The following is a 19,920-nucleotide window of genomic DNA, read 5'->3' on the forward strand; positions in this document are numbered from 1 at the left end:
ATTCGCCGGTTTACGACTGCTTCGCAGCCGAGCGGGAGCAAGCTCCCTCGCCACAGGTCCATCATTGTTCTTAAATGAACCGTATTACCTGTGGAGCTTGTGTGATCTGGGGGTTAGAGATCCAACACCAGCAACGGCGTCTTCGACCGAGAACAACACGGCGTGAACTGATCGTTGCAAGCCTGTTCAGCCTCGGTCAGAAACATGTCCCGATGCTCCGGCACACCTTCCAGCACGCGGGTCAGGCAGGTGCCACAGACGCCTTGTTCGCAGGAAATCGGAACCTCGATGCCATGGCTTTCCAGCACCTGCACCACACTGCGGTCCGGCGGCACTTCGAAGACCTGGCCGCTGCTGGCCAGTTTTACTGAGAAACGGCCATCGGCGCTGGTGTCGGCAGGCGCAGCGGCGAAGTACTCACGGTGCAGGTGGGGTTCCTGCCAGCCCTGGACTTTGGCGGTGTCGAGTACGTGCTGCATGAAACCGCCGGGACCGCACACATAAAGGTGCAGGTCATCACTGGGCTCAGCCAGCACCCGAGCGGCGTCCAGCAAGGTCTCGGGTTCTTCATCGAAATGCAGGAAGACCCGGTCGGCATACGGCGACCGGTGCAAACGCTCGACAAAGGCTGCACGCTCCCGGGAACGGGCGCAGTAGTGCAGTTCGAACGCTGCGCCGCTCTGGGCCAGGTGCTCGGCCATGCTCAAGATCGGCGTAATGCCGATGCCGCCGGCAAACAACAGGCTGCGCCGGGCCTCAGGGGCGAGGCCAAACAGGTTGCGGGGCTCGCTGATGTGCAGGCGCACGCCGGGTTGGATCAACTCATGCAAACTGCGCGAACCGCCGCGCGAGGCGGGGTCCTTGAGCACGCCAATGAGGTAGCGATGCCGCTCCTCGGGGTGGTTGCACAGCGAATACTGGCGTATCAGGCCGTTGGGCAAATGCACGTCGATATGGGCACCTGCCGTGAACGCCGGCAGTGGTAGACCGTCGACACGGATCAGCTCGTAACTGCAGATATCGACGGCTTCGTTGTGCCGCGCCGCCACCTGGACTTCGATCATGGCCGTTGCTCCGCCAGTTGCGGCTGATGGCTGCTGGCAATCAATCCGGGCTGGGCTTCACGCTCCCGGGCGATCCAACGCTCCAGCACCCGACGCGACTGCACGCCGCCGGCATCGATGTTGAGCTTGAGCAGGTTGCGTTGCGGATGGTCCAGCAGATTGCGTTGCTGGCGCTCAAGCATCTCCAGGTCTTCGCTGAAAATCTTGCCCTGGCCTTCGCGAATGCTCGCGGTCAGCGCTTCATCCTGTGGCTGGAAGTGCCGGGCCATGCCCCAGAAGTACCAGATGGAGGTTTCGGTTTCCGGCGTGATGAAATCCACCACGATGCTCGACGCCTTGAATTGCGGCGCGGCGTGATAACCGCCGTTGCCGGCATGGGCCACGCCCACTTCGATCAGCACATGGCTGGGCGGGGTGAAGCGGCAGATCTGCCAGCGATCCACCGGCACGTCGTCGGCCAGGTTGTTGCCGCGCAACGCCATGCGCCAGAAGGGCGGAGCCATGATGTTTTCCATGTGCCGGGCGGTGACCACTTCGTCGCCTTCGACCGTGGTCACGGGCGGCGCCTCGTCGATTTCCTTCTGGCCGATGCTGGAGGCGTGCACATAGGTTTCGTGGGTCAGGTCCATCAGGTTGTCGATCATCAGGCGGTAGTCGCATTGGATATGGAACAGGCCGCCACCGTAGGCCCACTCATCACTTTCGGCCCACTCCAGATGATGGATCAGCGCCGGATCCGCCAGCGCCTGGTCACCGGGCCAGACCCAGATGAAGCCATGGCGTTCCTCTATCGCAAAGCTCTTGTTGCAAGGAAATCCCCGCACCCGTTGTCCCGGCATTTCCACGGTCTTGCCATCGCCCCCCATCACCAGCCCGTGATAGCCGCACACCAGGTTGCCGTTTTCGACGTAGCCCAAGGAGAGCGGGGCGCCACGGTGAGGGCAGAAGTCTTCCACTGCCGCGACCTTGCCTTCATGCCCACGGAAAAAAACCATCTTCTCTCCACAGATCTGGCGACCCAGAGGTTTGTCGGCGATTTCATCGGGGGTGCAGGCAACGTACCAGGTGTTTTTGGGGAACATGACAGGGCCTCCAGGCGTTTTGTTTTTATCTATGGATCCATTAACTCTCTTAACTAATTCGCTTGTCAATGATTTCGGCATTAAACAAGACAATCGGCCTCCGTCAATGGATCCATTGGAACTGATTCAAAAAAACACGGAGACCTGCATGTCGAATTTGTTGGCTCAAACTTCATCCAAGCTCAATACTCGGCAAGGCTTTCTGTCGCACAACACGGAGTGATTCATGAAAACCAAAGCAGTACTCGCTGAACAAGACGTTGCGCAATTGCTCTTGGCGGCCAAGGAATTGGCTCATCAGCGCCAATGGGCGGTCTCGATCTGCGTGGTGGACGACGGCGGTCATCCCCTGGGAATGTTGCGCTTGGACGATGCCTCACCGGTGTCGGCCTATATCGCCACCGAAAAAGCCCGCACTGCCGCCATGGGCAGGCGCGACAGCAAGGTTTTCGAGGACATGATCAACGGCGGCCGCTATGCCTTCCTCAGCGCTCCGCACCTGCAAGGCATGCTCGAAGGCGGCGTGACCATCCGCCACGACGGCCAATGCATCGGCGCCATTGGCGTGTCCGGGGTCAAGGCCGAGCAGGATGCGGAATTGGCGCGGTTGGCGGTGGAGGCGGCGCTGCCGCAAGCCTGAGCCTTGGGCTGGGCCTGATACCCTGTGGGAGCGAGCTTGCTCGCGATAGCGGTGGGTCATTCAACACCTGCATCGACTGATAAGCCGCCATCACGAGCAAGCTAGCCCCCACAGGGGATTGCACAAATCTTCCAGACGTCATCCCCACGAGCGATTAATCTGCTCCAGCGGATACACAAAACGAGGCTGCCCATGACGGCGCGCAACTGGATCGATCTCAAGCAGGACGCCACGTCTGGCATCGAGACCGTGCGCGCGCATTTCGAGGGGCATGCCTACGATCCCCATTGGCATGACGCGTACCTGGTGGGCGTGACCGAGCAGGGCGTGCAACAGTTCCATTGCCGCCGGCAGCAGCACAACAGTACGCCGGGCAAGGTGTTTTTGCTCGAACCCGGTGAGTTGCATGACGGCAATGCGCCTCACGACAAGGGCTTTACCTACCGTACGCTGTACCTGGAACCCCATTGGCTGGAGCGCGAACTGCGCTCTTTGTTCGACGAGGCGCCGGACAACGCCCAGCTGGGTTTTGCCGCCACGTTGACTGACGACGCACGGCTGGCGAGCGCCACAGCCCTGGCGTTCCAGAGCCTGCACGAGCAGGAAATCCGCATCGTGCGGCAGACGGCCCTCGACACACTCTTGGCCAATCTGACCCAACACTTGCACTGGCGGACGCGGATCAATCCCGACCCACGATTGCCGCTGGTCGCCCAGCAGGCCCGGGATTATCTGCACAGTCATCTGCACGAAGACATCGGGCTGGATGACCTGGCGCGGGTCACCGGTGTTGATCGTTTCCGCCTGACCCGTGCATTCAAGGCCGCTTTCGGCCTGGCGCCCCATGCCTACCTGATCCAGTTGCGCCTCGCTCGCGCCCGGCGTTTGCTGGCCCGAGGTGAGAGCGCCGTGGCGGTGGCGGCCATGCTTGGATTTGCCGACCAAAGTCACTTGGGCCGTTGGTTCCAGCGCGCCTATCGACTGAGCCCGGTGGACTACCGCAAGCGTTGCTCAATTGTTCCAGACTGAGCAGCCCTTCCTGGGGATGATCAAGCGACGATCATTCACCGAGAAGTTGCTCCATGGACCAGTTGCTGCCGTTTGCCTTGTTCGCCTTTGTCGCCTCCATCACCCCGGGCCCGACCAACATCCTGGTGCTGAGCCATAGCTCTCGCTTTGGCCTGGCATCGACCTTGCCAATCATCCTTGGCGCGTGCGCAGCGGCAGCTTTGTTGGTGCTCCTGGTCGGTACGGGGTTGGGGGATGTGCTCGCGCGCCATGCCACGATTCAAACGCTGCTCTCATGGGCCGGCATTGCCTGGTTGAGTTGGATGGCCTGGAAGATTTTCAGCGCGCCGGCCCAGGCCATTGACCCGGACCGGCCTGTTGAAGGTCCACGGCTTGGCCTGGCGGGGGCGGCCGGGTTGCAGTTGGTGAACCCGAAAACCTGGATGATGGCGCTGGCGGTGGTCAGCGTGTTTGCCGGCGCCGAGGCGGACCGTACCGTGCGGGTGCTCTGGCTTTCCCTGGCGTTTTTCGCAATTTCCATTCCGTGCATGACCGTGTGGGCCTACCTGGGCCTCGGTGCTGCCAGGTTCTGCCGTTCCGCCGTGGCGATGGGGCGGTTCAATCGGGCCATGGCGGTATTGTTGCTGGTGTCGGCGTGGGCGACGTTGGTGGTCTGAGCCACAGGTTTTGTGCATGACATGGGTCAAGGGGTATCCCGACGCCCGCAACCCTTTGCAACGGTTGCGCGGTTTCCAAAAACCATCGGTTTGGAGAGCATCGGCCACGCCAACGCATTCATCGCCCCCAAGGAAGGAGGTCCAATATGTCCACGCTCGAGACCCATGTCGAGTTCATCCAGGCCAGGCTGCCCATCTGGTTGAAACGCGCTTCACGGGGCCATCAGAAACGTTTCAAGGTCCTTGCCCAGCAATTACAGCGCGACAGCGACACCCTCAATGAGCTGATGATCGACTTGCCGGCCCCCGATACCTTTACGTGCAACCTGCTGCAAGCTCAGCCGCCGGTGCAGGCCTGGGGGCCAGTGAATGGCACTGGCGGTGTTGCGGGTGCGGTACGTCGGGCCCGGGTCAAGCGCGATCCCTTCGGCGCCTCGCTGTCGGTGGTCGAAGCGGCCATGCGCAATTACCCTCCCGCCGATGCGAGCGCCGGCAGCGAGTTTGATAAACAAGGCGAACTCTTCATCAAGGGCAAGCCTGGAGAGTTCAGCCGTTGGGGGGCGCCGTCAGCCACGGCGGCGCTGCCCACGACCCCGGCCAGCTTCGCGCGGCTCTGTCGACAGGTGGATGTGGGCGGGGCTTATCAGCGCTTGCTCGAACAACGGCTGCCGCGTATCGGCAGCGAGGTGACCGCCGTCGCCAAGGCCTATAGGGCCTACGCACGTAGCCAGCTGGCCTACGACGCCTACGAGGCGAAGCTGGATGGACGCCTGGATGAAACGGGTGAGCGATTGCTGGCTTATGTCGGGGTGCAGCTTGAAGATCGCCCCGTGGTCCCCTTGGCTTGTGAGGTCAAGGCGCTGGAGGTGCTGTCGGCGCCGCTGTTCGGTGCTCGGGTGTATTGGGGCCTGGCAGCAGATGCCAAAGGCGTACGCCCAGTCGTCTTGCACCTGCCCCATGACGTGGTGGCGCCCATCAAGCAATTTCCCAGCTTGCAGGCCATGGCAGCTCAGCTGACCGAACGGATGCGCAAGCGCAGTTATCGCCAGAGCCTGCTGCGTTACCTCCCGATGCGCTTGCAGGCCCGGTTAGGCGAGGCCCTGCATGATCAGGTGGAGTGGGAGGTAAATGACAACCTCAATCTCTTTCAGGAAATCCACGCGCGCATTACCGGCTGGCGAGAGGGCGAGCTGGGTGAGGATGGCAACCCCCGACGCATTCGGGTGCCGACGCCCCACGTGCCCTGGAACCTTAGCGATGTGCGCGAAAATCACTGGGACGATCGCTATCACGAATGGCGCACCCACACCCTGGCCAATGCCTCGGCGCTGATGGTCCCCACCAAGGATCAGGACTGGCAGGCGCTGCTGGCTCGCCTTGAGTATTGGGAAAGCCTCGCCGAGCGTTCGTTGATGCTCGCCGTCAGCTTCATCCCGTTTTGCGCGCCGATCGGGATGGCCGCAGCGGCGGTGGGCGGGGTGCGTTTGATGTATGAATTTTTCGAGGGCATCCAGGCGTTCAACGAAGGCCATGCCCAGGAAGGCATCGACCATATCTTCAACGTCTTGTTTGGCATCGCTCAAGGCGCCTACCTCGGGTTCATCGGCGGGGCCGTTGAACCCATGCCGGTGAGTGACGGTACGACGCGTCTCTGGAACGGCGATGTCAACCCGTTCCAGGCCCGGCGCCGACCTCCCATGGAAGCCAAGCAGGACGCCTGGGGTGTCTGGCGCACGGCCGACCAGGCATGGGTGCAGATTGAAGGCCAATACTTCGAGGTGCAGGGGAGCGTCGATGCCTTGGGCTTGCGCCTGCCCATCGGCCATCGAGGCGTGACGCCTCTGTTGGAGTGGAACCGTGCCCGCGGCTGGCGATGGGCGCACCGCAATCCATTGCAGCGCAGCAACCTGGAGCTGTTGCGCGACTTTGCCGAAACGCCAGGCGAGCTGGACGACAAGACGATCCTTGCCCTGCAACGGCAGGTTGGCATCAGCGAGGCGCACCTGCGTTACCTGCAAGTGGAAGGACAGCCGCTGCCGGCGCTATTTGCCGACGCCCTGAGCGAAGCGCGCAATTGGCAAAAGGTGCAGCAGACCATCGGGCGTCTGCGCCGCGATGAAGCGCCAGGGCATGTGCCTGTTCGAATCGCGCAAACCCTCATGGATCTGCCGGGTTGGCCAAAGGACTTGATGCTGCGTTACCACGATGGGGTGCAGACTTACTCCGCAGGCGACACAGCCGCTACGCGCATTCTCGACTTGCACAAAGTGGACTTGGAGCAAGACACCTGGGCGGATCGCATCCTGGCTGGGCTGAGCGTGGATGAACAGCGCACGCTGCTGGGGCAAAGCACCCTTGGCCTGCACCCGGTGGAGCGCAGTCGGTTGTTGGCTGGGCGCTGGTCCGGTTACCTGGAGCGCCATGGGACGCAAGTGAGCGATGCCATGGTCCGGCCCGCAGGGCTCGATCCGCTGGCCGTTCCCGTGGCGCGTGCCTTCCCGGGTTTGCCGGAGTCCATGGCCAACGAGTTGGCCAACCAGGCGCAGGGCCAGGACCGGTTGCGCCTGCTTAAGGGCCGGGTTACCGGGCGCCTGGGCAAGCAATGTGTAGAAGCCCTGAGCGAGTTGCGCCTGACCCGTGCCTTGCGCGCCCTGGAACGCGGCGAAAGCAGCACCGACCGGGACGCCATTGTCATGGGATTGCTTGGCAACACTGCGCGATTGCGCGGTCGGCTGCACCTGCGTCTGTCATCGCCCGAGCAGCAAGGCCCGCTCACGGTGGGAGAGGCAGGGCCGTTGAAAGTCATTCGCCAGGAGGACGGCCAATACCTTCCCTTTGACGAAGCGGATAACGAACTGGCTGGGCCTTCGAGCCTGGAAGAAGCGTTGCTCAGAGCGATGCCGGACGAAGCACGCAACGCGTTGGGCTTGAACATCTGGGAGGCGGCCAAGCTGCGCGAGGCACTTATCGAGCAAGCCCTTGGCGATCGGCAGGGCCTGCGTCCGTACCTGCGACTCAAGCGCTTCTACAGCATGAATGAGGGGCCGCAATGGCTGAACGGATACTTTGGTTACCCCATGAGCGGACGGGGACGACTCCCATTGCAGCGCTGGCTTGGCAGCCTGCAAGGGCGCCTTGAACGGCTGTATCCCCACCACGCTGGGGCTGCCTTAGAGGGGCTGCAACGTAGCTTGACCGAGCAGGCCGGACGCGAACGCATCAGCCTCGAGGATCTGGTCACTCGGTTGACCCATGAATGGGCAACCCTGGATGAAGGGCTGCGCCAATGGGAGGTTGAGGAGGGCCTTCATCACCCTAACGAGAGCCGTTACAACCGTGATGAACTGATTTCGGTGCGCAGGGAGGTGACGAGGGAGATCCGCCGGGCCTGGCGACGTGAACCCGAACCGGGCCGGGAAGATAGCGAGCTGATGTTGCGTCTGTCGGGGTGGGACATCGGCCGGCTTCCTCCCCTCAGCGCGCGTTTCGACCATATCGAAGAGCTGATGTTGGCGCACATGGGCTTGAGTGAAGACCCCTCGGATTTCCTGCGGCTGTTTCCCAATATCGATACGCTGCGCCTGCACGGCAATAACCTGACCGCCGTGCCAGCGGCGGCCGGCGAGTTTCGCAATCTGCTGGAGCTGTCGTTGGGCAGGAACCCGCTCAACCTGGACGCGGATGTATTCGCCCCCTTGCTGGGCGCCGACCGCGCCCCCCGCCTACAGGAGCTGAACCTGTCCGAGGTGAGCGGCGGGGCGGTGGCCAGTGCCGACAGAGCCGTAGCCATCGGTCGCTTGGCAGAATTGCCCTCGCTGCAGGAGCTGGTATGGTCCGACAACTTGCATTTCACCGCCGAGGAATTGCAGGCCATCACCGCTTTACCGGGATTGCGCACCCTGGACCTGGCTCGCTGCGGCCTGCGCCTGGATGAGGAGGGCAGTGCCTTCCTGCGGACCGCCACGACCTTGAGGGAATTGCGCCTGAGCGGTAACAACTGCCGCGATTTGCCCGATCTGCCCGAACTTGTGGCCCTGGAGGCACTGGAACTGGCCAACGCAGGGCTTGACCGCGTACCAGCGCTGGCACTGCGGCTGTTATCCAAGTCTTCATCCGAGCCGCTGTTCCTCGACCTCAAGGGCAATCGCATCACTGACATTCAGGGTGATCTGATTCCGGCACTGGGCAACATGCCAACGGGGAATACCCTTGGGCTTTGGCTCGAAGATAATCCGCTACCCAGCGCCCAGATCCGAACCCTGCGCGCTGTGGACGCCCAGGCCTTTCGCTACACCGTCGACGACTGGCTGGATCCCTTCCACGAACTCCAGCGGGCATTGGAGGTGGCCCGCGACGATGCCGGCGGGCGGCGCTTCATCGATTGGTACTCCGGCCTCATCCGCGACGCCGATGCCGATGTACTGGGCGGGCTGGCCTCCGAAGATCGTCAACGGGCGACCAGCATCCTGCAGTACTACACCGGTTTCCCGGACGTCTATGCCGACCTCTCGGCCCGGATCGCGGATTTCGACCAGCAGCTGGCTCAACTGCGCACACGCTTGCAAGCGCGCGTGCTGGACAGGCTAACGCCAGACGTCGCCGAACTGGAGGCGCATTTCCTGATGTTCCAGGCGGTTCAACACAGCCGCCTCGAAACGCAAGGGGTGCCTTTTTCGAGGTTCCTGGGTCGCCATCATCTCTATTGGGACCGAGTGCTGGCCAACCGATATCCCGAGGCCGCGCTACGCCAGGCGGCCATGACGCGCGAAGGGTTCATCAACTGGCTCAGCGACGCCCAGGACTCCTTCAACGGCAATGATCAAATACCCCGCGTCGGCGAGCTGACCTGGCGACCCTACCTGGGGTTGATGTCCCGCGAATGGTCCGACGGCCTGGCAATCTGGGACACGATGGAGGACAACCTGGTGGATGCCTTCAGCGAGCCGGTGGACCCTTCCCATTGGCCCCAGGTATTGCTGGATAACCTGGCCCAGCCGGACGCCGACCTGCCCAGTGCCCTGGAATCAGTCACCGGGCCAGAAGGAATCGTCTGGCACCGTGTGAGGCTCGAGGCGGTGGCGGATGTGGACTGGGGCGCCGCCCAGCCTGTGATGCTTAGCGAAGACCAGTTGCGACGCACCATGGCCATCTACCGTTCGGTCAAGAGTCGGGAGACTGAAGCCTTGGTGAGGCGGATCACTACTGGCTTGGTCAGCCCTTGGTGGGCGCTGCGCGCTTACTGATCAGAACCATCGCCAGGTACCGTCATTTTGAACACCAGCGCCTTCAGGCCACATTCCCTATCGGCATCTGGAAATTCCGGGGGATTTTCCAGCTGCTGTGCGAACGTCAGGCCCGGTGCTTCGCGGGTGACGCCGTCGATGAGGAAGCCCGGGCCGGTGGCCGGGTCGTTGCTGCAGGCCAGGACCGTGCCCCCGGCGGTCAGCAGTTCCGGCAGGCGGCGCAGGACGCGCTGGTAGTCCTTGGTCAGCAGGAAACTGCCTTTCTGGAACGTAGGTGGATCGATGATCACCAGGTCGTACGGTCCGCTGTTGATCACCTTGCCCCAGGATTTGAACAAATCATGGCCAAGGAAGCTCACCTGGCTCAGGTCATGGCCGTTCAGGCGATGGTTGTCGCGGCCACGACTCAGGGCGGCGCGGGACATGTCCAGGTTGACCACATGCCGCGCCCCGCCAGCGATGGCCGCCACCGAGAAACCGCAGGTGTAGGCGAACAGGTTCAGTACACGCTTGCCATTGGCATTGGCCCGCACCCAGTCGCGGCCGTAGCGCATGTCGAGGAACAGACCGTTGTTCTGTTTTTTGCCCAGGTCGATCCGGTAACGCAGGCCGCCTTCGGTGAGGGTCCATTCCTCGACGGGTTCGCCCACCAGCCATTGGGTGAGGCTCTGCGGCAGGTAGCGATGCTGCACGGCCAGGGTATGGGCGGCGCTGTGTTGCCAGGCAGGCGAGGTGGTCAGGGCCAACAACATCGACGTCAAGCCGTCCAGTTGTATCGGCTCCGGCTCCTTGAACAACGAGACCAGCACCACCCCTTGCAGCCAGTCGACGGTGATCTGCTCCAGCCCCGGCCAGCAGCGCCCACGGCCATGGAACAGGCGCCGGGTTTCTGCGGGCGCAGACGCCAGCGCCGTCAGTAAATGAGTCTGCAGGGTTTGAAGGGCTTCAGGGTTCATCGCAAAGGCCAGCAATTCGAAGGGCCGGCATTCTAACCACCCCGTGACCCTGGTGGCGAGGGAGCTTGCTCCCGCTTGAGTGCGAAGCGCTCATCGCTTTTTTGGGGCCGCTGCGCGACCCAGCGGGAGCAAGCTCCCTCGCCACAGGTCCGTTGCCTAACTGCCGCTGGTCGCAAGAATACTGGCAACCTGTTGCGGCTGGCAGTTGAGGTACGCCGAACGCTTGAGCCAGTTCGGTTCCGGGTACCAGGAAAACATGAATTGCCCGCCCTTGAGCTTGTCGATCACCTGGCGCGCCACCTGCGGGCGAACGGCAGGGCAGCCCAGGCTGCGTCCGATGCGGCCCTGGCGCACGCTCCAGAGCGGGTTCACGTAGTCGGCGGCATGGATCACGATGGCGCGATCACGGGCCTGATCATTGAAACCCGGCTCCAGACCGTCCATGCGCAGCGAGTAGCCGTGGGCACCCTGGTAGCTTTCCTGGGTGCGAAACAGGCCAAGGCTGGACTGGAAACTACCCAGGCGATTGGAAAATTGCGTGGCGAAGTTTTCCCCGGATTTTTGCCCATGGGCCACCAGGTCGCGTAATACCAACTTCTTCTGCCGCAGGTCGAAGATCCACAGGCGGCGAGCCGTGGACGGTTGCGAGTAATCGATCACCGCCAAATGACGAGCCTGGGTGGCGCCATTGGCGACCGCGCATTGCATGGCGCTCAAGGCACTTTTGAGTGCTTGGGGATTGAGTTCCGGCGCTGCGTGGGCGAGGCTGTTGTAAAGAAGTTGAGAATTGGCCTTTTCGGCGAGCGCTGGGCTGCACATCACGCCAAGGCCCGTCATGATCAGGCAAAATTGGCGCAGAATGCTCAGCACGGATGAAAAAATCCCACGATGGTGTTGAGTTGCGGCATCCCGTCCGTTTTTGTTTGTTTGCATAATGGCGGGTCGTACCTGTCGCAAAGTTAACCGTCAACGAGACGGCCATGGAGTGGAGTAAAGCAGTTGTTCAAAAAGTCCGCATGTTACCTGAGCCTTTTATTGCTCACCGCACCATTGGTCGCGACAGCCGAGGAAGGCGATCCTGCGCTCGTGCAAGCCACATTGGCGCAATTGTCGGTCGCATGCCCGGAAGTGGCGGCGGGCGTCGACTTTCCGACGATGCTCAGCTTGCAGGCGTTTTATCAGCAAAACACAGGCCAGGCGGTCTGGGCGGACGACGAGCGGCTGGACCTCCTGCAGCTCCAGTTACAGCAACTGGCCGATGACGGACTGGATCCGACGCGCTATAGCCTGCCGGTCAACGGCCCAGCCCAGAACGCCCATTGTGTCGACATCGCTATCAGCCAGCGCTACCTGCAAGCCTTGCATGATCTGCGTTTCGGCTATTTGTCCCAGGATCGCCTGGAACCGGTGTGGAAGGCCAGCCCGCAGCCCCAGGACCGTCAGGCTGCGGTGTTGGCCATCGCCGGACCGGGCGTGCACAACCTCGTCGGAGCTTTTGAACAGGCGCGGCCGAGCTTGGCGCTTTATCGCAACCTGCGCGACCTCTACGCCCGTCTACGGCAACAGCCGTTATCCGAATGGCAGGCGGTGCCAGGCGGCCCGCTGTTGCAGCCGGACAAGCAGGATGCCCGCATACCGGCCCTGGCCCAGCGGCTGTTCAATGAAGGTTACCTGAGTGCACCGCCGCTCAGCGGCGACGAGCATTACAGCCCCACGCTCGTGGAGGCGATGAAGCACTTCCAGCTCCAGCACTCGCTACAGGCCGATGGCGTGGTAGGGCCGTGGACCGTCACCGAACTGAATATCAGCCCGGCCATGCGCCGCGAGCAATTGCGCATCAACCTGGAGCGCATGCGTTGGCTGGCCCAGGATCTGGAACCCGACAGTGTGCTGGTCAATGTGGCAGCGGCCCAACTGACGGTTTACCAGGGCGGCGCGCCGGTCTGGCAAACCCGCACCCAGGTGGGCCGTGCGCAACGGCAGACACCGTTGATCAAATCCCGGGTGACCCGCCTGACGCTCAACCCGACCTGGACCATCCCGCCGACCATCATGCGCGAGGACAAACTGCCTGAGATCCGCCGCGATCCGGAGTTTCTCAGCCGACACAACCTGAGGATTCTCGATCGCGATGGGCTGCCGCTGATGGCAGCGGATGTTGATTGGGAGCACCCCGGCGACATCATGTTGCGCCAGGACCCAGGCCCGAAAAACCCGCTGGGCAGGATGGCAATCCGTTTCCCCAACCCGTTCTCCGTGTACCTGCATGACACGCCCAGCCAGGCGCTGTTCGGCAAAGCACCGCGAGCGCTCAGTTCAGGCTGCGTGCGGATCGAGCAAGTGCTGCACTTGCGCGACCTGCTGGTGAGCCCGGCCGAGCGGGCGCGCACCGAGACGTTGCTGGCCACCGAGTTGACCCATGAGTTCAGGCTGGCCCGGCCCATACCGATCCTGCTGAGTTACTGGACCGTACAGGCCGACAACCAGGGCCAGCCGGTGTACATCCCGGATATCTACGGGCGCGATCCGACGCTGTCTGCTGCCCCCGGCCGCGCGCTCTGAGGTCAAACCCAGGCGGCGGTACGGTGCACCTGAGTCGCTTCGTCGGCTGACGCGAACAGGCGCTGGCCGATCACGCCAGCGGCCTCCAGGTGCTGCTTGGGATCGAGGGTTTCCGAGTCGAGCAAACGCTGGGAACTCACCACCCGGGCGCCGCAGTAATCGAAAATGCCATGGTCGATCTGGGTGGTCATCGCCTCACCATAGCCGTGACGGAGGAATGAGTCGGCATCGGCACCACCGACCGCCACCAGATGCACCTGCAAACGCTGCAGTTTCTGGATAAACGGCTTATCGAGACTGAAGTCGAAGGCCCAGCCGTTGGAAAAAACACGGTCGATCCAACCCTTGAGCAACCCCGGCATCGACCACCAATAGATGGGATAAACCAGCACCAGCGCGTCGGCTCGGTCGATTCGGGCCTGCTCGGCCAGGACATCGGCAGGTGGCAGTGCCTCGCGGTGGTGGACCGCGTGGTCGGCGAAACCGAAACGCGGATCGAAGCCTTCGGCGGCCAGGTCAGCGATCTCGAATGTATCGGTGGCATTGGCGCGAGTGATGCCCTCGGCAATTTTCCCGGCCAGGCTATGGGTGAGGGAGTGAGGGTCGTGATGTGCCACAACAATAAGTGCGTGCATGGCGAAACTCCTTCTGGTCATGAGGTCTTGGAGACACTATGCTGGGGTAAGTTACGGTTAGTAAGTTACGATTGGTAAAGTTAGCATGTCAAGTCCCGAAGAAAATTCGCAGTCACCTCGTCGTCGTTTATCCCGGCATGACCGGCAGCGGCAATTGCTGGATGTCGCCTGGCGGCTGGTGCGGGAGGAGGGCAGTGACGCGCTGACCCTGGCCCGGCTGGCGGAACAGGCCGGGGTGACCAAGCCCATTGTCTATAACCACTTCGTCACCCGGCCCGGCCTGTTGGCGGCGCTTTATCAGGATTTCGATGCTCGCCAGACCGCGCTCATGGATACAGCCCTGGAAGCGAGTGAACCGACATTGCTCAGTCGGGCTGCGGTGATTGCTTCTTCATACGTGGAGTGCGTGCTGCTGCAAGGCCGCGAGATTCCAGGGGTGATCGCGGCGTTGACCAGTTCACCGGAACTGGAGCTGATCAAGCGGGAGTACGAGGCAATTTTCCTGGAGAAATGCCGGGCGGTCCTGGAACCGTTTGCCGGCACGAGGGGCATCACCCAAGCCGGCTTGCGGGCGATGCTGGGGGCAGCGGAAGCGTTGTCCAATGCAGCAGCCTCCGGCGAAATCAGCGCTGCCGAGGCCAAGGAAGAGCTTCTTGCGAGCATCGTTGCGATGGTTAATAGAACCGCTGACACCCCTTCAAACTGAACGGCCGTTATCGCGAGCAAGCTCGCTCCCACATGAGATGACGCGTGGACACAGATTAGGTGCCCACCCCAAGAACCCTGTGGGAGCGAGCTTGCTCGCGAAGACGGCGGTACATTCAACATCCCCCTCGACTGACCCACCGCGTTCACCAACGAGCCCGTACACAGGGGGGTGGTGGCAGGTTGCACTTTTATGAAGCCCCAGACTGGGCGGTCGCACCATGGGAAGGCAATTGTCAGCGCTTGCGAAACGCCAGGTCAGCGCTTGTTTGCAACGGGTGACTGAACGGATGTTTTCGCGGGCAAGCCTGCTCCCACGGGGTTTACCGGCGCAGACAGGTATCGGCAAGGCTCTCAAACTTCGCTGTCGATAAGGCTTGGCACGCTCGCTGCAAGAGGGTATCCAGGCCCACCCTGGACACAATCGAGTGGGCAGCCCCGTCGGTCAACGAAGATCGAGAGCCAGCAGGCCGGGAGACAACGGTAGGTCAAGGCGCAGTCGCCGGATCGATACCGCACAGAACAGGCAAAGACGCCTGGAACCGCAAGGTTTCAGGCGTCTTTTTTTTGCTTTCAAAATCGTGATGGGCTTTTGTCGGGTGCTTTTTATGAATTCCAACGTTGCTTCTCTGGACAAGCTGCAAACGCTGATCGTGATCGGCAATGGCATGGTCGGCCATCACTGCGTCGAGCAACTGATCGAGCGCGGTGCCCTCAATCATTACCACCTGCATGTGTTCAGTGAAGAACCGATGCGCGCCTATGACCGCGTGCATTTGTCCGAGTACTTCTCTGGCCGCGATGCCGAATCCCTGGCCCTCGGTGAAGCGTCGCTGTATCAGACGCCAGGTGTCACGCTGCACCTGGGCGTGCCGGTGCTGGAGATCGATCGCCAGGCCCGTCAAGTTGTCACCGCCGGGAACTGCATCAGCTACGACAAACTGGTGCTCGCCACCGGTTCCTACCCGTTCGTGCCACCCATTGACGGCGCCGAGGGTGATTCCTGCCTGGTCTATCGCACTCTTGAAGATCTGGACGCGATCCGTGCCGCCGCCAACAACGCCCGCCGTGGCGTGGTGGTCGGTGGTGGCTTGCTGGGCCTGGAAGCGGCCAACGCCCTCAAGACCCTCGGCCTGGAAGCCCATGTGGTCGAGTTCGCCCCGCGGCTGATGCCGGTGCAACTGGACGAGCAGGGCGGCCTGGCCCTCAAGGCCCGCATCGAGAAGCTGGGGGTCGGCGTGCACCTGTCCAAGGGTACTCAGTCCATCAGCGCCGGTGAGCAGTACCGCTATCGGATGAACTTCGGCAACGACGATTTCCTGGAAACCGACCTCATCGTGTTTTCCGCCGGTATCCGCGCCCAGGATGCCTTGGCGCGCCAGAGTGACCTGCAGATCGGCCCGCGTGGCGGCGTGGTGATCGATGATCATTGCCTGAGCAGCGACCCGGACATCTACGCCATCGGCGAATGCGCGGCCTGGAACGGCAGCATCTTCGGCCTGGTCGCCCCGGGTTACCAGATGGCCCGCAACGTGGCCGCCCGCCTGTGCGGCGAAAGCGGCGAAGCCTTCACCGGCGCCGACATGTCCACCAAGCTCAAGTTGCTCGGTGTCGACGTCGGCTCCATCGGCGACGCCCACGGCAACACACCGGGTTCGCGCAGCTTTCAGTTCATCGATGGCACCAGCGCCAGCTACCGGCGACTGGTGGTGGACGCCGATGGCAAGCGCGTGATCGGTGCGGTACTGGTGGGTGACAACAGCCACTACGACACCTTGCTGCAATACATGCAGAACGGCATCGCGTTGCCCAAGGACGCGGCCAGCCTGATCCTGCCATCGTCCGAAGGCGCCCCGACACTGGGCCCGGCAGCGCTGCCTGAAGCCGCCACTATTTGCTCGTGCCACAACGTCACCAAGGGCTCGATCTGCTCGGCCATCGACGGCGGTTGCACCGACCTGGGCCAACTCAAATGCGACACCAAGGCAGGCACCGGTTGCGGTGGTTGCGCCGCCTTGGTCAAGCAGGTGTTCGAGCACGAATTGATTGCCCGCGGCGTCAGTGTCGACAAGAGCCTGTGCGAACACTTCGCCTACACCCGCCAGGAGTTGTACGCCCTGGTGCGGGTGGAAGGCATCATCAGCTTCGAAGAGCTGTTGGCCAAGCACGGTCGCGGGCATACCGGCTGCGATCTATGCAAACCAGCGGTGGGCTCGATCCTCGCGTCGTGCTGGAACCAGCCGATCATGGACCCGTCCCTGGTGTCGCTGCAGGACACCAACGACACGTTCATGGCGAACATGCAGAAAAACGGCACTTATTCGGTGGTGCCGCGGATTGCCGGTGGTGAAATCACCGCCGACAAGCTGATCGCCATCGGCGTGGTCGCGAAGAAATACGACCTTTACACCAAGATCACCGGCGGCCAGCGTATCGACCTGTTCGGCGCCCAGCTGCACCAACTGCCAGACATTTGGGCTGAGCTGATCGAAGCCGGTTTCGAAACCGGCCACGCCTACGGCAAATCCACCCGTACGGTGAAATCCTGCGTGGGCAGCACCTGGTGCCGCTACGGCGTGCAGGACAGTGTGCAAATGGCCCTGACCATCGAGGATCGCTACAAAGGCCTGCGCTCGCCCCACAAGCTCAAGTTCGCCGTGTCCGGCTGCACCCGCGAGTGCGCCGAGGCCCAGAGCAAGGACGTCGGCGTGATCGCCACCGAGAAGGGCTGGAACCTCTACGTGGCTGGCAACGGCGGCATGCGCCCGCGTCACGCCGAGCTGTTCGCCACCGACCTGGATGACGCCACGCTGATCCGCTACATCGACCGCTTCCTGATGTTCTACATCCGCACCGCTGACAAGTTGCAACGCACGTCGGTCTGGCGCGAGAGCCTGGAAGGCGGCCTGGACTACCTCAAGGACGTGATCATCGACGACAGCCTCGGCCTCGGGGCCGAGCTCGAAGCCCAGATGCAGTTGGTGGTCGACCGCTACGAGTGCGAATGGGCCAACGCCCTCAAGGATCCGGACAAACTCAAGCGTTTCCGCACGTTCGTCAACGACAAGCGCGGCGATCCGGATGTTCATTTCGTCCGCGAACGCGGCCAGCGTCGACCGGTTCATGCTGGCGAACTTCACCTGATTCCCGTCACCGAGGAGGTGCTCTGATGAGCCAGTCAAACGTCGTTCGTATCCCCACCCGCGACGCGGCCCAAGGCCCTGTGCAATGGCGCGCCCTGTGCAGTCGCGAGGACCTGGTCCCCAACTCCGGCGTGGTCGCCTGGCACGATGGCAACCAAGTGGCGCTGCTGTACCTGCCCGAGCATCAGGACAAGCCGCTGTACGCCATCGACAACCGCGATCCCAAGTCCGGCGCGAACGTGATCGGCCGTGGGTTGCTGGGCAGTATCAAGGGTGATTTGGTGATCGTTTCGCCGATGTACAAACAGCATTTCCGCCTGGAAGACGGTCATTGCCTGGAATACCCGGAACAGCGCTTGCGGGTGTGGCCAGTGCGTTTGAATGGCGATGTGGTCGAGATCGGCGAAGACTGATCCGTTTTTGTGGCGAGGGAGCTTGCTCCCGCTCGGGTGCGCAGCGCCCGCAAAATCCTGGGGCCGCTGCGCAGCCCAGCGGGAGCAAGCTCCCTCGCCACATAGGGTTCTCAAGCGAAAGTATCAGCAGGCTGTCAGGGGATAAGCAATGAAAACCGCCGCTCAACTGGTGAGACTCAAAAGTGTCCAGCACCAACAGGTCCACAGCATCGCACCGGAGCAGACGGTGCTCGAAGCGCTGCAAATCATGGCCGAGAAAAACGTCGGTGCGCTGCCGGTGATCGAAGACGGTCAAGTGGTGGGCGTGTTCAGCGAACGGGACTATGCGCGCAAGATGGTGCTGCACGGGCGCTCCTCAGTGGGCACCCAAGTGCGCACCATCATGAGCGCGCCGGTGATCACCGCTGACAGCCAGCAGAGCATCGAACGCTGCATGGAAGTCATGACCGACAGCCACTTGCGGCACTTGCCGGTGCTGGATAACGGGCAGTTGATCGGCCTCTTGTCCATTGGCGATCTGGTAAAAGAGGCCATCGTCGAACAGGCAGACCTTATCCGGCAGTTGGAACACTACATCCGCGGGCACTGACCCTGCATTCTTCCAGCCAGAACGGCCCTTGTGGCGAGGGAGCTTGCTCCCGCTGGGCTGCGCAGCGGCCCCACGATCTCACAGTCGCTGCCCACCCAAGCGGGAGCAAGCTCCTTCACCACAACAGCTGTTCGGCAAAGGTATCCCTACGCCGACAGCCTCATCCAAGCATCAGCAACTGCCGTATCAGGTTCGGCGTACTGCCGGTCCAGCGCTTGAACGAACGACGGAAGTTCGCCGTGTCGTTGAACCTCAGGTACTGCGCCACTTCCTCATTGCTGAACCCCTTGACCTGATACAGGTACAACGCCACGTGGGTGTGCACCCGATCCACCTGTTGTTGAAACCCGGTGTGGTGTTTGTGCAGCTTGCGCTTGAGGGTTGCCGGACTCATGGAGAAGGCCTGGGCGGTCTGTTCCAAGCTCGGCGTCTGCTGCACATGGGTGTGCAGGTAGTCGTAGACGCAATCCAGAAAGCTTGAGGAAAAACCCAGTTGTTCGAGCTGTTCCCGGGCTTCGATCCGCGCCACCTGGCCGGCGGTGACCGACACGTTGGGCCAGGGACGGGCTAGACAATGGCGGGGCAGGCGCATCAAGTCCAGCGGTCGGTTGAACTGAGTCTGCTCACCCAGATGCACCCAATATTGCTCGACGTAGCGCGGCTCTGCATGGCGAAAGCTGCATTGCCAAGGCAGGCGTTCGCCGCTTAGCCAGGTACTCATCGCCACCAGCGAGGTCACGCTTGCCTCCAGCACGAAGCGCCAATGCTGATCGGCCCCGCAGCTGTCCAACCAATGGACGTAGGCATATTGCTCGTCCAGTAACAGGCGCGGCGCGGTCAAAGGGCTGAGCAAGGCCTGCTGGTCGATCAAGATGTCCAGGGCCTGATGCAGATTCTGCGCGTGGCGCAAGGCATGGCTGGCCGGTCCGTAGTGCCCCGGCAACAGCCGTTGGCCGAATAGGAAGCTGCTGTCGTTGGCATCCAGCAGGCGCTGGCTGTTGTCAATGAGGCCCAGGAACTGCTGTGGGCTGATATTGCTCTGGCCGGCCAGGATATCGTCGTAGAAAAGCCCGGTGCCACGCAGTAGACGATGGCTGTCGATATCCCGCGACAGTGCCAGGTCGATCAGTGCGGCAGGTTGATAGTGCCCGGGGATGAAGCGACTGTCGGCTTCGTACCAGCATGTCTTGAGAGTCATGAAAC

Annotated in this window: 15 protein-coding genes; 9 read left to right on the top strand and 6 right to left on the bottom strand. The window is 62.2% G+C overall.

Going from position 1 to position 19,920, the window contains the following annotated elements; translation table 11 throughout:
- Positions 1-113: 113 nt before the first annotated feature.
- Both QNH97_RS13450 and QNH97_RS13455 read right to left on the bottom strand, forming a co-directional pair.
- Entirely contained in the window at positions 114-1,064 is a 951-nt protein-coding gene (locus QNH97_RS13450; RefSeq protein WP_283557273.1) for a PDR/VanB family oxidoreductase, read from the bottom strand.
- Positions 1,061-2,146, bottom strand: a complete 1,086-nt coding sequence (locus QNH97_RS13455) for a Rieske 2Fe-2S domain-containing protein (RefSeq protein ID WP_283557274.1) — start codon at positions 2,144-2,146, stop codon at positions 1,061-1,063. The genes QNH97_RS13450 and QNH97_RS13455 overlap by 4 nt, the downstream gene beginning before the upstream one ends.
- A 226-nt stretch (positions 2,147-2,372) precedes the next feature.
- On the opposite strand from QNH97_RS13455, the gene QNH97_RS13460 reads away from it, so the two are divergent.
- The 4 genes from QNH97_RS13460 (at position 2,373) to QNH97_RS13475 (ending at position 9,714) form a co-directional block, all read left to right on the top strand.
- Positions 2,373-2,786: a GlcG/HbpS family heme-binding protein gene (locus tag QNH97_RS13460; RefSeq protein WP_283557275.1), complete on the top strand. Its 414-nt coding sequence runs from the start codon at positions 2,373-2,375 to the stop codon at positions 2,784-2,786.
- A gap of 192 nt (positions 2,787-2,978) precedes the next feature.
- Positions 2,979-3,815: an AraC family transcriptional regulator gene (locus QNH97_RS13465; RefSeq protein WP_283557276.1), complete on the top strand. Its 837-nt coding sequence runs from the start codon at positions 2,979-2,981 to the stop codon at positions 3,813-3,815.
- Positions 3,816-3,868: 53 nt separating this feature from the next.
- Positions 3,869-4,471, top strand: coding sequence for a LysE family translocator (locus QNH97_RS13470; RefSeq protein ID WP_283557277.1), 603 nt, complete (start codon positions 3,869-3,871; stop codon positions 4,469-4,471).
- A gap of 146 nt (positions 4,472-4,617) precedes the next feature.
- Complete coding sequence (locus QNH97_RS13475; RefSeq protein ID WP_283557278.1) at positions 4,618-9,714, top strand: dermonecrotic toxin domain-containing protein; 5,097 nt, start codon at positions 4,618-4,620, stop codon at positions 9,712-9,714.
- On the opposite strand, the gene QNH97_RS13480 is transcribed toward QNH97_RS13475, so the two are convergent.
- Both QNH97_RS13480 and QNH97_RS13485 read right to left on the bottom strand, forming a co-directional pair.
- A complete protein-coding gene (locus tag QNH97_RS13480; protein ID WP_283557279.1) occupies positions 9,708-10,670 on the bottom strand; it encodes a class I SAM-dependent methyltransferase in 963 nt (320 codons plus the stop codon). The genes QNH97_RS13475 and QNH97_RS13480 overlap by 7 nt on opposite strands.
- 156 nt (positions 10,671-10,826) lie before the next feature.
- The gene (locus QNH97_RS13485; protein ID WP_502944540.1) at positions 10,827-11,507 is read right to left on the bottom strand and encodes a murein L,D-transpeptidase catalytic domain family protein; all 681 of its coding nucleotides are present in this window, start codon (positions 11,505-11,507) and stop codon (positions 10,827-10,829) included.
- A gap of 162 nt (positions 11,508-11,669) precedes the next feature.
- Between QNH97_RS13485 and QNH97_RS13490 the strand changes: the two genes are divergently transcribed.
- Positions 11,670-13,232 carry a L,D-transpeptidase family protein gene (locus QNH97_RS13490; protein WP_283557281.1) on the top strand — a complete coding sequence of 521 codons (1,563 nt, stop codon included), beginning with the start codon at positions 11,670-11,672 and terminating at the stop codon, positions 13,230-13,232.
- Between the two features lie 2 nt (positions 13,233-13,234).
- On the opposite strand, the gene QNH97_RS13495 is transcribed toward QNH97_RS13490, so the two are convergent.
- Positions 13,235-13,867 carry an NAD(P)H-dependent oxidoreductase gene (locus QNH97_RS13495; RefSeq protein WP_283557282.1) on the bottom strand — a complete coding sequence of 211 codons (633 nt, stop codon included), beginning with the start codon at positions 13,865-13,867 and terminating at the stop codon, positions 13,235-13,237.
- 85 nt (positions 13,868-13,952) lie between these two features.
- Between QNH97_RS13495 and QNH97_RS13500 the strand changes: the two genes are divergently transcribed.
- From QNH97_RS13500 to QNH97_RS13515, 4 genes are all read left to right on the top strand, one after another.
- Positions 13,953-14,573 carry a TetR/AcrR family transcriptional regulator gene (locus QNH97_RS13500; protein ID WP_283557283.1) on the top strand — a complete coding sequence of 207 codons (621 nt, stop codon included), beginning with the start codon at positions 13,953-13,955 and terminating at the stop codon, positions 14,571-14,573.
- Between the two features lie 607 nt (positions 14,574-15,180).
- The gene (gene nirB, locus QNH97_RS13505; RefSeq protein ID WP_283557284.1) at positions 15,181-17,742 is read left to right on the top strand and encodes a nitrite reductase large subunit NirB; all 2,562 of its coding nucleotides are present in this window, start codon (positions 15,181-15,183) and stop codon (positions 17,740-17,742) included.
- The gene (gene nirD / locus QNH97_RS13510) at positions 17,742-18,128 is read left to right on the top strand and encodes a nitrite reductase small subunit NirD (protein ID WP_283557285.1); all 387 of its coding nucleotides are present in this window, start codon (positions 17,742-17,744) and stop codon (positions 18,126-18,128) included. Before nirB ends, nirD begins: the two co-directional genes overlap by 1 nt.
- A gap of 148 nt (positions 18,129-18,276) precedes the next feature.
- Positions 18,277-18,717, top strand: coding sequence for a CBS domain-containing protein (locus QNH97_RS13515; RefSeq protein ID WP_283557286.1), 441 nt, complete (start codon positions 18,277-18,279; stop codon positions 18,715-18,717).
- 160 nt (positions 18,718-18,877) lie between these two features.
- On the opposite strand, the gene QNH97_RS13520 is transcribed toward QNH97_RS13515, so the two are convergent.
- Entirely contained in the window at positions 18,878-19,915 is a 1,038-nt protein-coding gene (locus QNH97_RS13520) for an AraC family transcriptional regulator (RefSeq protein WP_283557287.1), read from the bottom strand.
- Between the last annotated feature and the right edge of the window lie 5 nt (positions 19,916-19,920).

Origin of the sequence: Pseudomonas sp. G2-4 (assembly GCF_030064125.1) — a bacterium.
Lineage (GTDB): Bacteria > Pseudomonadota > Gammaproteobacteria > Pseudomonadales > Pseudomonadaceae > Aquipseudomonas.